General features: G+C 57.1%; 12 protein-coding genes. 7 read left to right on the top strand and 5 right to left on the bottom strand.

Features of this window, described 5'->3' with window-relative positions; translation table 11 throughout:
• Positions 1–105: 105 nt before the first annotated feature.
• Complete coding sequence (locus tag B9A24_RS10945; RefSeq protein ID WP_084445599.1) at positions 106–639, top strand: RNA methyltransferase; 534 nt, start codon at positions 106–108, stop codon at positions 637–639.
• A gap of 151 nt (positions 640–790) precedes the next feature.
• On the opposite strand, the gene B9A24_RS10940 is transcribed toward B9A24_RS10945, so the two are convergent.
• Positions 791–3,361, bottom strand: a complete 2,571-nt coding sequence (locus tag B9A24_RS10940; protein WP_143434903.1) for a T9SS type A sorting domain-containing protein — start codon at positions 3,359–3,361, stop codon at positions 791–793.
• Between the two features lie 142 nt (positions 3,362–3,503).
• Here B9A24_RS10940 and B9A24_RS10935 point away from each other — a divergent pair, with 142 nt between their 5' ends.
• From B9A24_RS10935 to B9A24_RS10925, 3 genes are all read left to right on the top strand, one after another.
• Positions 3,504–3,983: a DUF6438 domain-containing protein gene (locus tag B9A24_RS10935; RefSeq protein ID WP_084445596.1), complete on the top strand. Its 480-nt coding sequence runs from the start codon at positions 3,504–3,506 to the stop codon at positions 3,981–3,983.
• A gap of 87 nt (positions 3,984–4,070) precedes the next feature.
• Positions 4,071–4,529, top strand: a complete 459-nt coding sequence (locus B9A24_RS10930; protein ID WP_084445594.1) for a hypothetical protein — start codon at positions 4,071–4,073, stop codon at positions 4,527–4,529.
• The gene (locus B9A24_RS10925) at positions 4,526–5,347 is read left to right on the top strand and encodes a J domain-containing protein (RefSeq protein WP_084445592.1); all 822 of its coding nucleotides are present in this window, start codon (positions 4,526–4,528) and stop codon (positions 5,345–5,347) included. Before B9A24_RS10930 ends, B9A24_RS10925 begins: the two co-directional genes overlap by 4 nt.
• Positions 5,348–5,433: 86 nt before the next feature.
• On the opposite strand, the gene B9A24_RS10920 is transcribed toward B9A24_RS10925, so the two are convergent.
• Both B9A24_RS10920 and B9A24_RS10915 read right to left on the bottom strand, forming a co-directional pair.
• A complete protein-coding gene (locus tag B9A24_RS10920) occupies positions 5,434–6,198 on the bottom strand; it encodes a TerC family protein (RefSeq protein ID WP_084445590.1) in 765 nt (254 codons plus the stop codon).
• Between the two features lie 105 nt (positions 6,199–6,303).
• Positions 6,304–6,795, bottom strand: a complete 492-nt coding sequence (locus tag B9A24_RS10915) for a YajQ family cyclic di-GMP-binding protein (RefSeq protein WP_084445588.1) — start codon at positions 6,793–6,795, stop codon at positions 6,304–6,306.
• 263 nt (positions 6,796–7,058) lie between these two features.
• Here B9A24_RS10915 and B9A24_RS10910 point away from each other — a divergent pair, with 263 nt between their 5' ends.
• Both B9A24_RS10910 and B9A24_RS10905 read left to right on the top strand, forming a co-directional pair.
• Entirely contained in the window at positions 7,059–7,502 is a 444-nt protein-coding gene (locus B9A24_RS10910; RefSeq protein ID WP_159452028.1) for a GNAT family N-acetyltransferase, read from the top strand.
• 117 nt (positions 7,503–7,619) lie between these two features.
• Positions 7,620–8,087, top strand: coding sequence for a PaaI family thioesterase (locus B9A24_RS10905; RefSeq protein WP_084445584.1), 468 nt, complete (start codon positions 7,620–7,622; stop codon positions 8,085–8,087).
• 325 nt (positions 8,088–8,412) lie between these two features.
• Here the strand turns inward: B9A24_RS10905 and B9A24_RS10900 are convergent, their stop codons facing one another.
• Positions 8,413–9,408: an NYN domain-containing protein gene (locus B9A24_RS10900; RefSeq protein WP_317044237.1), complete on the bottom strand. Its 996-nt coding sequence runs from the start codon at positions 9,406–9,408 to the stop codon at positions 8,413–8,415.
• A gap of 709 nt (positions 9,409–10,117) precedes the next feature.
• Entirely contained in the window at positions 10,118–10,858 is a 741-nt protein-coding gene (locus B9A24_RS10895) for a metal-dependent hydrolase (RefSeq protein ID WP_084445582.1), read from the bottom strand.
• Between the two features lie 243 nt (positions 10,859–11,101).
• Between B9A24_RS10895 and mfd the strand changes: the two genes are divergently transcribed.
• On the top strand, positions 11,102–14,575 hold the full coding sequence (mfd, locus tag B9A24_RS10890; RefSeq protein WP_084445580.1) for a transcription-repair coupling factor: 3,474 nt from the start codon (positions 11,102–11,104) through the stop codon (positions 14,573–14,575).
• The last annotated feature ends 78 nt before the right edge of the window (positions 14,576–14,653 follow it).

The raw sequence follows: 14,653 nt of genomic DNA, 5'->3' as shown, positions 1-14,653 counted from the left end.
GCGGCGTAGGCTTCCGAGCGCGGACCAGGACCTTTTTTAATTTTCGTTTTCAACTGTTTTCGTGCTTTTGAACCCGTGCGCCGGGCGCGTCCCTACCTTTGCGCCATGCGCAAACTTTCGATGGAAGAGCTGAACCGGCTGACGGTGGCAGACTTCAAAAATACGCAAAAAATCCCCCTCACCCTCGTGCTCGACAACGTGCGCAGCCTGCACAACGTGGGGGCCGCCTTCCGCACCGCCGACGCTTTCGCGGTCGAGAAAATCTGGCTCTGCGGCATCACCGGCCGCCCGCCCCAGCGCGAAATCACGAAGACGGCCTTGGGCAGCACCGAGTCGGTAGCCTGGGAATTTGCCCCCCGGACCACCGACGTAGTGCGCCGGCTGCAGGCCGGCGGCTACGTGGTGGTAGCCGTGGAGCAGACCGACAACAGTCAGTTGCTCAGCACCTTTCAGCCCGACCCGGCGCGGCCTTACGCCCTGATAATGGGCAATGAGGTATTCGGGGTCGAAGATGAGGTATTAGCCCTCTGCGACGCAGCCGTGGAGATTCCGCAGTTCGGCACCAAGCACTCCCTGAACGTATCGGTGGCGGCGGGCGTGGTGCTCTGGGATTTTATGCGGAAGCTGGGCTTTGGGTAGGGGCACCTTGCAGGCGCCCGGCGTTGTTTGAGTGTTTATTCTGCGGCACGCCGTTCAACCAAACAACAACGGGCGCGGGCGACGCGCCCCTACCAAAAAGCGGCAGCCCCCATCGGAGGCTGCCGCTTTTTGGCGTGAATCAATTAAAAAACTACTTAGTAATCAAAATCTTACGCATGGCAGCGTCGCCTTCGATGCCAACACTTACCATGTACATGCCAGCGGACAACGTACTTAAGTCAAGCGCCTGCTTTAGCTCTCGCTGAGCGCCAGCCAGTGACTGACGCAGTACGACCTGTCCCAAGTTATTGCGCACGATGATCTGCAAGCCGGTAGTGGGCTTTGCAAAGCTGGCCTGCACGGTAAATTTGCCTTCGCTCGGGTTAGGATACACGTTCAGGCCGCCGGTTTTTTTCAATTCAGAAGCCAAACTGGTTACGGTGTTGTCCTGAATCCGCAGGTTGTCGATGGCCCAGCCCCAGCCGTGCGCCGCCGGATCGGCGAAAAGACGGAAGCGCAGACGCACTACATCGCCGGCGAGGAAGAAGCCATTATCACGCAGGTTCATGGCGCGGGGCAAGAAGAGCGCCGGCGAACCTACGGCCGTAGAGTTTTGCTCCGCGTCGATGCCGCTGTTGTACGCGGCCAGCCAGGCCTCTCTATCGCGCGAGTCATAGCCATCGGCCACTGGCTGCCAGGTCCGCCCTTCATCCTTGCTGCCTTCCACCACTACATAGTCGAAGAAGTCGGCGCTGGGAAAAGGAGCACCATCCGTGCCCGGCTCCACGAGGACAATCTCATCGAAGTTAATCGTCGATTTTGTCGGATCAGTTGCTACGATAATTGGCGTCAACAGCTGATAAATCAGCGTGTTGTTGGCATCCGGGTAGGGATGCGCGGAGTGGATGGCCAGATCATTAAAACCTGTTGGCTGAGTGATGGAAAACCCATTACCCACGAAATCGGGGGACGTAGCTGCCGTTATCGCGTTAAAATTATTCACGTAGGAAGCCTGGGGGGCTTTTATACTAACCACCGGCACCCGGTACGTGCCACTGGCGGGACTCACGGTTTGGTTAGCATTGGAAGAAGCATCGCGGGCTATCAGCCGGTAGGCAATTATGTCACCCGCCCCGATAGGCGCTCCCGCCGTGCTGGCAATGGAGCCCCTGTACGTAACGTTATCCGCCTGACGCGTCAGGTTGAAGCTGGGCCGGGCCACGCTATTCACGCTGTACTCCACCGACACGGAGGCCACGCCAATGTTATCACTGGCTTGGGCCGTTATAACCAAAGGCAGTTGATCAGCAAAGATGAAGGCGGCCGGCTGATGCACCAGCACCGGCGGCACTGCATCGGGGCCAACGAAAAACTGGTAGCGCGGCTGCGCAGTAGTGGCATCCGTGGTCAACAGTACTCCCGGAGCCGTATAGGTGCGGCCCGTCTCGACATCAGCAGCCGAGATATAATAGCTCACCCGCCGCCCCAGACCTGGATTGGGGATGGTGGCCGTGTACTGCGTAGAGCCGCTGGCGGCCGTCATCGGCAGTACAGTGTCGGTAGCGCCCGGAGCATCGGTGCCGTTGTCTACGCGGTAAAACAGGCGCACGGAGCCCGCCACAATCGTCCCGTCGCTGACCACATTAGCCCGCACCACAAAGTCCTGGGCGGTTTCGGTGTCTCTCAGGGAAGGATTATGACGAATGGCGGTATTAAACCAGCCCATTTCATCAAACATCTTAAGCGTAATCGGGCCGGGGTTCTGAATGGCCTCGGCGGCACCAATGCGGGGCGTCATCAGGGAGTTAGGGTCGCCGGCACGGTAAGAAGCCTCATTTAAGTGCGAAATACTGGAGCCGCTACTAAACCTGGGAGGCGCATGCAGGCGGGCCCGCTGATTGTTGGTCACCGCATTAACCAAGGGGCTGCCAAAGTACAGATCATCGCTGGTGAACTGGTCGGCGAGGGCCGTGGAAGGACTTGGAAACAAGCGGTTGCCGGCCAGCCGCACGCCCGGACCATTCTCAATGTACGTGGAGAAAACCCAGGGGAAGCCGGAGCTATTCAGGCTTGCTACCGCACCCGTTGCGGGAGGCGGATCGGTGTAGCTGGCCGCCGCGATAAAGCCCAGGCCGTGGCCCAGTTCGTGCAATACCACCGATACCAAGTCATACGAACCCGTGGGCGGAATACCCTCCAAACCAAAATACCAGTTGATGTCGCTATTGAATTCGGCGCTGATGTCGGGGTTCGTACCATTCAGGTCCTGACCGGCAATTTTCTCGGCCAAAGCTGCCGGATACCAGATATTGCTCTTCGGCGCGCCGGGCAGGTTCCGATATATCTGGGTAGTGCCGGCGGCACCCAGCACACCTTCAGCCAGTGGCTCCCAGCGGGCCTCCACCCGAATGACGACCGGCGAAAAAAGCTGAGATTGCCAGATATCGACCGCCTTTTGGAAGGCCGCGCGGGCATTGGCTGGGAAGTCGATGTAGTTAACCTCAATGCGGGCCCGGTCGGCGGTGGGCCGGCCGGCAGTCCGGTTCAGGAACTGGGCCGGGGGCGCCACGTAGGTGTACATATTCTCGGGCCGGGCGTAGCAGATGACGGGCTTCGCCGGCCGCGACTCCAGCACCAGTTCCGCCTGTGACACCAGCTGCTGGGCGCGTGCGGTGCCTAATATTCCGCAGGCTACTAAAGAGAGGAAGAGTAGTTTTTTCACAAATGGAAGGATGGCGTATTCGGCCAATAAAGCTGTAGATCCTTAAATTTAAAGTATCAATCTCATTTTTCCGAAAAAATATCCCTTCTTACTGTTCTCCTCTTATTGGCATCGGCATTTAAACCGAATTGGGGCTCTTTTTATGATAAAGCTATTTTGTACGCGGGGGCTGCTCGGCCTGCTACTGCTGCTGGCCGTGAGTTGGCTGGTGGCTTGCCGGCCGGTGCAGGCCGCCACCGAGAAACTTATGCAGCTGGAGCGCACCGCCTGCATGGGGCCCTGCCCCGTTGATCAGCTTACCGTGTACTCCGACGGGCGACTAGAATACAAAGGGGGCGAAAATGCCCCCCGGCAGGGAGCTTATGTGGGGCGCCTGACGGCAGCGGAGCGCAAGCAGTTAGTTGCTAAGTTCGACGCGGCCAATTTTTTCGCTTTCCAGGATAGCTACGAGACCAGCAAGCTCGACTATCCTACCAAATACATTACCTACTGGAAAGCGGGCAGGAGCAAGCGTATTCGGGATTATGACGGCGCGCCGGCGGCGCTTAAGGCGTTGGAGGCAGAATTAATTAAGCTAATAAAAGCCGACCGCTGGCAGCAACGTGTTATACCGGCCAAATAGCTCAGGTTTGGAGCGTGTATCTCACTGCTTATTTCGGCTTTCACCACCCATCTTTTCTCATTTACGCCACCGGGGGGCTTTTTTACTATGAGTCAGACTTCTGCCGCTTTTACTCCTGACGACCGCGACGCGGCTATTCTCACCTCGCGCCCTTTGGTGGAAACGGCTTTTTTGCCCCCCACCGCCGACGGCCCCACGGTGGGCGACTTTCTGCACCGCACGTTGCGGCCCGTGCTGAAGCTGCAAAATGAGTTGTTGCTGCTCCTGGTCGCCGATTTTATTCAGGAGCACCATATTCCGTTTCTCACCACGTCGGTGGAGCAGCAGCAGCGGGTGGTGGCGGAGCTGCTCACGCGCAATATGAAGCTGCGCTACCTGCTGGTGGGCACGGTGGTGGGCTTGTTTACGCAAAAAGAGCTGGCTTTTTATCGACCAAACCGTGCCGAACTCAACCGGCGCCTGCTGGAGCTGGCCATTCGTCGGGTGCAGGATCACGTGGCAGCCTTGGCTATGCTGCTTGCTGAAGGAACCGCGGTGGAGGAATGACCACCCATTATGAGGCGTTGGAGGTGTCTGAGCAAGCGTCGGCGGCCGATATCCGGCGGGCGTATCGGCGGCTGGTACTTCTCACCCACCCCGACCGCACCCAAGACCCAGCCGCACACGAGCGGTATCTGACCGTAAATCGTGCTTACGACGTCCTGAGTTTGCCCGACAAGCGCAAGGCGTATGATGCGCGTCTATGGGCGTTGCGCAATCCGCCCCCACCGCTGGTGCCGCGCCCCGTTGTTTTCCCGCACCCCGATCCCGCCTATCGGGGGCCGTGGCCACCACCCGTAGTTCCGCGCCGACCGGCTAGGGACCCCTATGCGGCGCAGTACGCCCGGTATACACCAGCAGCCAGGGTTGTGTGCCGCATCCTGGTTGCGTTCAGCCTACTTTTGGTTCTCGATTCTCAGTGGGTACTTACGCTTCTACAGGAGCCAGTAGTATCCCAGAAATACCATATTTCATACAGTCGTCGGGGCGGAGTGCTGGATAGCTACTACCTCACCGAGACGCCACGGGCCTCATTTCGGGGTCAGATACCCTATAAACAGGGAGAAGTATTAACACTGACGCGGACTGCCATTTTTCGCCAGGTCTTAACGCACCGGCCAGCCTCGGCACCAGTTCAGGAAACCATCAACAGCCGGGAAGAAACTCTATACAACTACGGGCCGATACTTTGTTTTCCCTTTATCATGTGGGTAGCCGCGGCAGTTGGTATTTGGCCCGGTTCAGTGCGTCGGCGGGCCGTTGATGCAGCCGTTACCGCTTTTCTATTTGCCCTTATTACTAGTTTCTTTTTGCTCCGCACTTGATGTCAAGAAACAGTAAGCAACAGGCCTGACTACCCAGCGTTACTGTCTAGTCAGGCCTGTTGCTTACTGGCCGTATGGCCTCTCCTCTAATCGAAGCGCGAATCGCGTAGCTCCACGGGCGGCACTTTCTTGCGCAGGCGCAGATTCAGCAGCTCTACGCCCAGAGAGAAGAACATGGCGAAGTACACGTAGCCCTTTGGAATTTCGCGGTGGAAGGCTTCCATCACCAGCATCACACCGATCATAATCAGGAAGGACAGGGCCAGCATTTTCACCGTCGGATTCTGGTTCACGAAGTCGCCGATCAGCTTGGCGAAAACCAGCATGATGCCCATGGCGATGATAACCGCCAGAATCATGACCAGCACATTATCGACGAGGCCTACAGCCGTCAGAATCGAGTCGAAGGAGAACACGATGTCGATAAGAATGATCTGGATAATCACCCGCGTAAAGTTGCTGTAATTGCTCGCTTCGTTGCTTTCCTCCTCGCCCTGAAGCTTGGTATGAATCTCGGTAGTACTCTTGGCCAGCAGAAAAAGCCCCCCGGCAAACAGAATCAGGTCGCGGCCTGATACGCCGAAGTTCGGCTCCGTGAAAGGCAGGTTGAGGACGAACAGCGGCTCCTTCAGACTAACAATCCAGGAAATACTCAGCAGCAGACCGATGCGAAATAGCAGCGCCAGCAGCAGTCCCATCGTGCGTCCGCGGCCCTGCTGATCGCGGGGCAACCGGTTGACGATGATGGAGATAAAGATGATGTTATCAATTCCTAGCACTACCTCCATGAAGGTCAGCGTGAGCAGGCTGATCCAGGTATTAGGATCGGAGAAAACAGAAATATCGAACATTCAAGCGCAGGTTTGGCAAACGGGAGGGAAGCAAAGGAACAAAAGCTGAGCAAGTGCCGCTGATAGCTGCATCAACAGCATCTGCTCTATTTTTACAAATGGCCTCTAGCTTTTCATATTCACGAATTGCAGGGGAATGCCCAGGTCGGCACCGCGCAGCAGGGCCATTACCTGCTGAAGCTCATCGATTTTTTTGGAGGCCACGCGCACCTGCTCATCCTGGGTTTGCACGTCTACTTTCAGCTTGCTGTCTTTGATGAGCTTCCCGATTTTGCGGCTCGTGTCCTTATCAATACCAACCCGCACTTTAACCGTTTTCTTGACCAGGGCCCCGGAGGCCTGCTCCTCCTCCGAAAAGTCGAGGCAAGTACCATTGAGACCCTGCTTCACGATGCGCGTCAGCAGGATATCCTCCAGCGACTTCACGCGCATCGAGTTTTCGGAGCTGAGCTCAATGGTATTGGCCTTTTTGTCCAGCTCGATGCCGCCCTTAGTGTCGCGCAGGTCGTAGCGGGTCTGGAGTTCTTTTTTAGCCGTATTTATCGCATTTTCAAGCGTCTGCGGGTCTACTTTGCTAACAATATCGAAAGAGGGCATTGGTAGGGTTTGAGGAGTGGAGTAATCTGTACGTCGGAGCGGCGGTTCGGGTGACGCAGGCACCAAAGGTAGGCGTTTGCCAACGTTCGCGCACGGTGGTGCTACACGCCGGCCGCTCAAATTCACCCCCAGCCAAGCGCTGCTTTCCACTATCTTGGCTTGCCGCTCTGCTACCCAAAATGCCAATCGTTGCAAATGATGGCTGGGGGGCAAATGCATGCAATCACAGCTTCCCTACGCGCTCTTCAGACTCGCTACCACGTATGATCATCCGCCAGCCCAGCACCGCCGCCGACTTTGCCGCTTACTATGCCCTACGCTACCAGGTGCTGCGCCAGCCCTGGCAGCAGCCGCCCGGCTCAGAGCGCGCCGACGACGACGAGGTTGCTGCTACCCACCACATTATGGCCGTAGCCGACGATGGAATGGTTATCGGGGTGGCTCGTCTGCACCCGTCTGAGAAGAACCAGGTACAGGTGCGCGCCGTGGCCGTGCACCCCGACTGGCACGGCCGCGGCGTTGGGCTACAGCTCATGACGTATCTGGAGGAAACTGCCGCCGCGCAGGGTTTTACGGAGTGCATTCTCCACGCCCGCGAATCGGCGGTGGCGTTTTACCGAAAGCTGGGCTATACAGTCGTGGCGCCTTCACATACGCTGTTTGGTGTAATTCCGCATTTCCTGATGCGCAAGTTGCTTGCCAGCTAGGCCTTCTCTTCTATACAAGACACCTCTTTACTACACTCTCGCGCTTGCGGAAATCGTTAGTGAGCAGCAGGTGTTCTTGGGGGCTTTTTAAGAAGGAGCCGTATCTTTTCAGCTACTATGGAACCTACTCCGAACGTTGCCACGCTACTAGCGCTCTACAAACAAATCAACAACTACGGCCGCATGAATGGCATGGAGCTGAGCATGACGAAGCCCGGTGAAGTGGTTTACACTATGAAGGTACGCAAAGATCATCTGTCCTCACCCGGCACCTGCCACGGCGGCGTGCTAGCCGGCCTCATGGACGCCGCCCTAGGCGCCGCCGCGCTCAGCCTGGCTTTCACGGCCAGCGAGCTAGTCTCGACGGTCGAGTTCAAGATAAACTACCTGCTGCCCGTTCGTTTGCATGACCATTTGCTGGCCCGCGGCCACGTAGAGCACTCCGGCAAAACCCTCATTGTAGCCAGCGCCGATATCTATTGCGCCACCCGCGAAATAGTAGTGGCCCGCGGCCTTGGCACCTTCAACCGCTATCCCGCCGATAAGCGCGACTTTCATGAGCTGCTGTTTCCGAAGGAGGTGTAGTCAGGTGACCGCGCCAACTGTTCAAACGCTCATGATTCACTACCCCGTTCGTCATGCAGAACGCAGTGAAGCATCTCGTATAAGGTCGTCTGATTACCAATCAAACATCAGCGCGCGCGATGCTCCGCTCCGCCTGGCAATGGGTTAAAGAGGCAATAGTAGCTCTAGGGTTTCAAACTTTACAAACAGAAAAGCCCCCTATAGCTATATAGGGGGCTTTTCGATTAAATAAATTCGGCCCTCAAGCTCTCTCAACAAGAGCCTGAGGGCCGAAAGTGAATGGTCGCCGAACCGCAGGGGAGAGATCAGAGCGGAATAATGTAGATTACAAGTGCTCCGAGGTGTTGGCCGACTCGTGCTCTTCGGTCTCTGTCTCGTCGTCGTACTCGTCGCCTTCCTGCGGGGGCTGCACTTTGCGTACGTTGCGGGCGCAGTCTTCGTCGCGGTGGTTACGGCCTACGGTGAACTCCACCCAGTCACCTTCGTGCAGGTCGTTGAAGTCGCCTTCCGACATATCCGCGTAGCTGAAGAAGAGGTTGTTGGGGGGCATTACGACGAAGCCAAACCCGTTTTTCAGGTTCTTGATGGTACTCATGCCTACCGTGCCAACCGGGCCAGCGGCCGTGGGGCCGGTTGGGCGAGCAGACTTAACGGTTGGAAAAGGAGCAGGCTCGGGCTGGGTCACGAACAGGCTGTCGATCAGCTCGTCGTTGCTGGCGAGGCCGGCGTCAATCACGTCGTGCATGGCAATTGGGTACGTCGCGTGCTCCAAAAGTTGCTGGGAAGCGCGCGTTACGCGGTTCTCGCCTTTGAAGTCCACGTACTTGAAGTCCCAGTTCAGCAGCATCACGCGGGTGCCGATGGTATTGAGTTTCTTGACCAGCGGCGCGTAGTCGCTGTCGCCGGCGATGAGCACCAGCACGTCGAAGCTTTTGTGCAAAGCCAGTTCCAAGGCTTCCAGGGCCAACCACACGTCAATGCCTTTTTCCTGCAAACGGCCGTCGCGGGTTTTCAGCGGCATGTAGTGCGTAGTTACGCCCAGGTGCATCAGAATATCGTCGAGCAGCCGATCGTGGAACAAGCGGTCTTTATCGCGGGCTTCCGTAGCACTTAGGCGACCGCGGAAAAAGTGCGAGTCGGTCACCTGGCTTAGGCGCACGTCTACGTCTTCTTCTTCGGCTACTTGGTGGCGGATATACTCGTGCAGGCCCTCCAGGCTGATACGAGCCTTACGCTCATGCTGGAAGTAGTAATAATCGCTGATTTTCAGGAAATAATTGCCGTCGTAGAAGACGCCTATCCGAATCAGAGGGCTATTCATCTGGTTCATACTAAATAAATTTTTGTGCGCAAGTGAGGTGTGAAATAGGAGCGGGTAAATAAGTTCGGCAGGGTAATCAAAAGTAGAAAATTGGCCCAGCCAAAGATACAAAGCACGCTGCTTGCACTACCTAGAATAGTTAAAGCAACACTTGAGTACCACGATGTTGGGTGAGCCAATCGCCACGAATTACTACGGGGGCGACGCCAGTGAAACAACTCGAAAAAGAGTGGGGTAACGAAACTAACTGTAGAAAGCCGGTAAGCACTGCCGGAATTGCAGTATAACTAACTGATTTAATATAAACGTAATATTAAAAAAATATATTTAATACTACGTAATTTATACCAGGAAATTTGCTCCTTAACAACTTTCGATTGGCGAAACTAACTGCATCATTTTAAGAATACAAACTTATGCTGTTGCATCTTTTTGTCCAACTATCTTTTTTAAGTACATGCGGTATATACGTAGTCATAGCATATAGCTGATTGCGGCCTATACGTAGTACTAAACTAGGCAATATATAAGGAGAGTAGTGCTTTAATCAGCCAAGACTTTATACTTTATTCAAATAATTACGCGGGTGCTTGGGCGACTCCACATTGCCTGCCACCGGGGGGCTTTTCGGATTTCTTTAGCCGCCCTGATGGCTTCGGTAACCGTTTGGCTTGCAGTTTTCTTGTTTCACCTGCGCAAGTCCTGTGAGTTAAAACTGCAAACGACCAATCACTAACCCCAACACGAGCAAGCCGTAGCCAGCGCAAATAGCGACTTCCAGCACATTGCCGGTGGCCGAGCCAGTGGAGATAAGCGGCAGCTTCAAACTCGTTTCGGAGAAGGGCAGGAACCAGCGCACGCCCTGCTTGGTAAGCGAATCGGCCAGCAGGTGCGAGAGGTAGCCGGCCCCGGCAAAATGGGCCACACCATGCCAGCCCAGCGACTTATTAGCCAGATAGCCAATATAAGTCCAGAGCACGGTGGCCCAAATAGTGTGCGTCCAGGAACGGTGGGTAGTGAAGGGCGCCACGGCTACGAAGATTCCCAGCAAGCTCAACCACAGAAACTCAAAGTACAATCCGGCCAGCACGGTGAGCACACCCGTGAACAGGAGCGCCAGCTTCCGCACGGAGCCGCCTTGCATAGCCAGGCCCAGCAAGCCGAACGCCAGCGCGGCCGTGAAACCCATGCGCCGGTCGGGGCCGATGGGCAGCAGGAAGTGAGTGTAGGCAGCCAGGCCGGCGCCAGCGGCAGCAAAAGCCCAGCGCACGTAGTTCTGGGAAAAGCCAAGGCGCTTGCTCAGGCGGCTATCAGGGTGGTCGAGGTCGGGGGCCAGGGAGGAGAAGCCAGCCAAGGCAATACCGGCGGGCGAAAAGGGGATACCGGGCACCAGGCCAGCAATGGCCACGCCCGTAATCAGGCCGATGGCCAGGTGAGATGAACCGCGCACTTGTAAGAATTATAGCAGGAACGAGACGACGAAGATACCGGCGCGGACGGCAGCTTTGGGCTGGGGGGCTTTTTTAAGTTGTGTCTTTCAAAAAGTAGCCTTATTTGCCCCCCAATAGCCATACTTAACCACGCCGGAAACTTTCGGCCCCTACCTATGGTATTGCCTAACGCGCAGTAGCCCGACCGGAGAACCATCCGGTCGGGCTTCTACCTTTGCCTCCCTCCTAGCCTTCTCTACCTTTTGAAAGTCACCGACTTCCTCCAGCTATACCGCCTCGATCCCACTGTAATGACCGTGGCGGCCCGCCTGAATCCGGCCACCGCCCGGTCGCTACGCGCTACGGGTGAGCCCGCCCCCGACGGGCCGCCCCGCCTGCATCTGCGCGGGCTGGTTGGTAGCCAGGATGCTGTGCTGGCCGCGGCTGCGCACACGCTTTATCCTGAGCAGCACCACCTGTATGTGCTGCACGATAAAGATGAGGCCAGCTACTTCCTGGCCGACTTGCAGCACCTGCTTCCCGAGGCCGATCCGCTCATCTTTCCCAGCTCATACAAGCGGCCCTACCAGTTCGACGAGACGGAAAACGCCAATGTACTGATGCGGGCGGAGGTGCTCAACCGCCTCAGCAGCAGTCGCAGTGGCGCCGCAGTTGGCCCTAATACGAAAGCTTCAAAAGCGGAAGTGCGCGGCGAGCTGATCGTGACCTACCCCGAGGCGCTGTTTGAGAAAGTAATCAACCGCAAAAGCCTTGTGGCCAACACCTTTTTGGTGAAAGTGGGCGAAAAGCTGGACGTCAACTTTATCAGCGAGATGCTGGCGGAGTACGACTTCGAGCGGACGGACTTTGTGTACGAGGCCGGCCAGTTTGCCGTGCGCGGTGGTATCGTGGATATTTTCAGCTACGCCAACGAGCTGCCGTACCGCATTGAGCTGTTTGGGGATGAGGTCGAGACAATCCGGACGTTTAACCCAGAGACGCAGCTGTCGGTGGAGCAGAAGCCGCAGGTGAGCATTATTCCGAACGTGCAAACCAAGCTGTTGCAGGAAACCCGGGAGGCTTTTCTGGACTTTATGCCGCGCAACACGGCGCTGTGGATAAAGGACGTGCGCCAGACCATCGACATTGTGGGGGAGTCGTTTGAGAAGGCTGACCAGGGGTTTCAGGAGATGCTGCAATCGGCGGGCGGCGTGCAGATTGTGAGCCGGCCGGAGGGCTTGTTTGAGTCGGGCAAGTCGTTTAAGAAGCTACTGGATAATTTCCCGGTGGTGGAGTTCGGCAAGCGGTTTAGCTTCAAGAACGCGGAGGATTTTCAGTTTGCCGCTAAGCCCCAGCCCAGCTTTAATAAAGACTTTGAGCGCCTGGTAAAAAACCTGCGCGAGAATCAGCAAAAAGGCTTTACCTGCCTCATCGCGGCCGACTCGGTGCGGCAGGCCGACCGGCTGCGCACCATTTTCGACGAGCTGGATAATAACGTGACCTTCCAGCACATGCTGCTAGCCCTGCGCGAGGGCTTCATTGATGAAGTGCTCAACCTGACCGTGTACACCGACCACCAGCTGTTTGAGCGGTTTTATCGGGCCCAGGAAGCGCGCAAGTTTTCCAAGAAAAAGGCCCTTACCCTCAAGGAGCTGCGCACCCTTTCGCCCGGCGACTACGTGACCCACCAGGACTACGGCATCGCGCGGTTCGCGGGCCTTACCCAGGTGGAGATAAACGGGCACTTGCAGGAGGCCATTCGGCTGGTGTACCGCGACGACGACGTGCTGACCGTCAGCATTCACGCCCTGCACAAGATTGCCAAGTACTCGGGGGCCGAGGGCACGCCGCCCACCATGAGCAAGCTGGGCTCGCCGGAGTGGGAAAACAAGAAGAAGTCGGTAAAGAAGAAGGTAAAGGACATTGCCGCCGAGCTGATTCGACTGTACGCCAAGCGCAAAACGGCCCCCGGCCACGCCTTTGCCAAGGACTCATTCATGCAGGCCGAGCTGGAATCGAGCTTTATCTACGAAGACACGCCCGACCAGGCCAAGGCCACCGAGGACGTGAAGCGCGATATGGAAGTGCCCCACCCCATGGACCGCCTCATCTGCGGCGACGTGGGCTTTGGCAAAACTGAAATTGCCATCCGGGCCGCCTTCAAGGCTGTGGCCGACGGTAAGCAGGCGGCCATTCTGGTGCCCACCACCATTCTGGCTATGCAGCACTACAAAACCTTCCGCGAGCGGCTCGCCAACCTGCCCGTGACGGTGGAGTACGTGAACCGCTTCAAGAGCACCAAGCAGATAAAGGAAACCCTAGGCCGCGTGGCCGACGGCAAAACCGATATTCTCATCGGCACCCACCGGCTCACCAATAAAGACATCAAGTTCAAGGACTTAGGCTTGCTCATTATTGACGAAGAGCAGAAGTTTGGGGTCAAGACCAAGGACAAGCTCAAGGAGCTGAAGATAAACGTGGATACGCTCACGCTCTCGGCGACGCCCATTCCGCGCACCCTGCACTTCTCGCTTATGGGCGCCCGCGACCTGAGCGTGATTGCCACGCCGCCGCCCAACCGCCAGCCCGTGCAAACGGAGCTGCACGTATTCGATGAGCTGCTGATTCGCGACGCGGTGGCCCGCGAAATCAAGCGTGGGGGGCAAATTTTCCTGGTGCACAACCGCGTGAAGGACATTGAGGAAATGGCTGCCATGGTGCTGCGCCTCGTACCCGACGCCCGCATCACCTACATACACGGGCAGATGGAGGGCGACTTGCTGGAGAAGCGCATGATGAAGTTTATCGACGGCGAATACGACGTGCTGGTGAGCACCAACCTGATCGAGTCGGGCCTGGATATTCCCAATGCCAACACCATCATTATCAACCGCGCCCACCTCTTTGGCCTGAGCGACCTGCACCAGATGCGGGGTCGCGTGGGGCGCTCCAACAAGAAGGCGTTCTGCTACCTGCTCACCCCGCCGGTGGCCACGCTGCCCTCCGACGCCCGCAAGCGCCTGAGCACCCTGGAAGAGTTCTCGGACCTAGGCGCGGGCTTCAACGTGGCCATGCGCGACCTCGATATTCGCGGGGCAGGCAACCTGCTGGGGGGCGAACAGAGCGGCTTTATCAATGATCTGGGCTTCGAAACCTACCACCAGATTCTCGACGACGCGGTGACGGAGCTGAAGGAAACCGAGTTCCGCGACCTGTTTTTGGGCGACACCACCGGCCGCCTCCAGGAAGCGGCCGGCACCAAAGGCCCCAAGGAGTGCAACATCGAGACGGACCTGCAAATTCTGATTCCGGATAGCTACGTGAGCAGCGTATCGGAGCGCTTGCAGCTGTACTCCAAGCTCGATAGGGTGAAAGGCCCCGAGGAGCTGCGCAAAATCGTGGCCGGCATCGTGGACCGCTTCGGTCCGCTGCCGCCCGAGGTGGAGCAGCTGGCCGACATCGTGCGCCTGCGCTGGCAAGCCTGCCACGTCGGCTTCGAGAAGCTGACGCTGAAGAAGAACCTGCTGAAAGGCTACATCCCGGCCGCCGACAACGAGGCCTACTTCCAGGGCGACACCTTCGGCACCATCCTCAACTACGTGCAAACCCACCCGAGCACCGCCTCCATGAAGGAGCGCAAGGAGCAGCTCATCGTCAGCATCGAGGAGGTGAAAAGCGTGCAGGCCGCCAAGCGGATCTTGAGCGAGTTGGGCAGTGAGGAGAAGGTAGGGGTGTAACATAAGTTAGCAGTAAAAAAGNACACACGTCGTACTACGTACGTACGTAACGTACGTTACGTTACGTTACGTTACGTT

The organism is Hymenobacter roseosalivarius DSM 11622, from assembly GCF_900176135.1.
GTDB classification, from domain to species: domain Bacteria; phylum Bacteroidota; class Bacteroidia; order Cytophagales; family Hymenobacteraceae; genus Hymenobacter; species Hymenobacter roseosalivarius.
Note: the sequence above shows the minus strand (reverse complement) of the source record. Positions and strands in the feature narration are given on the sequence as shown.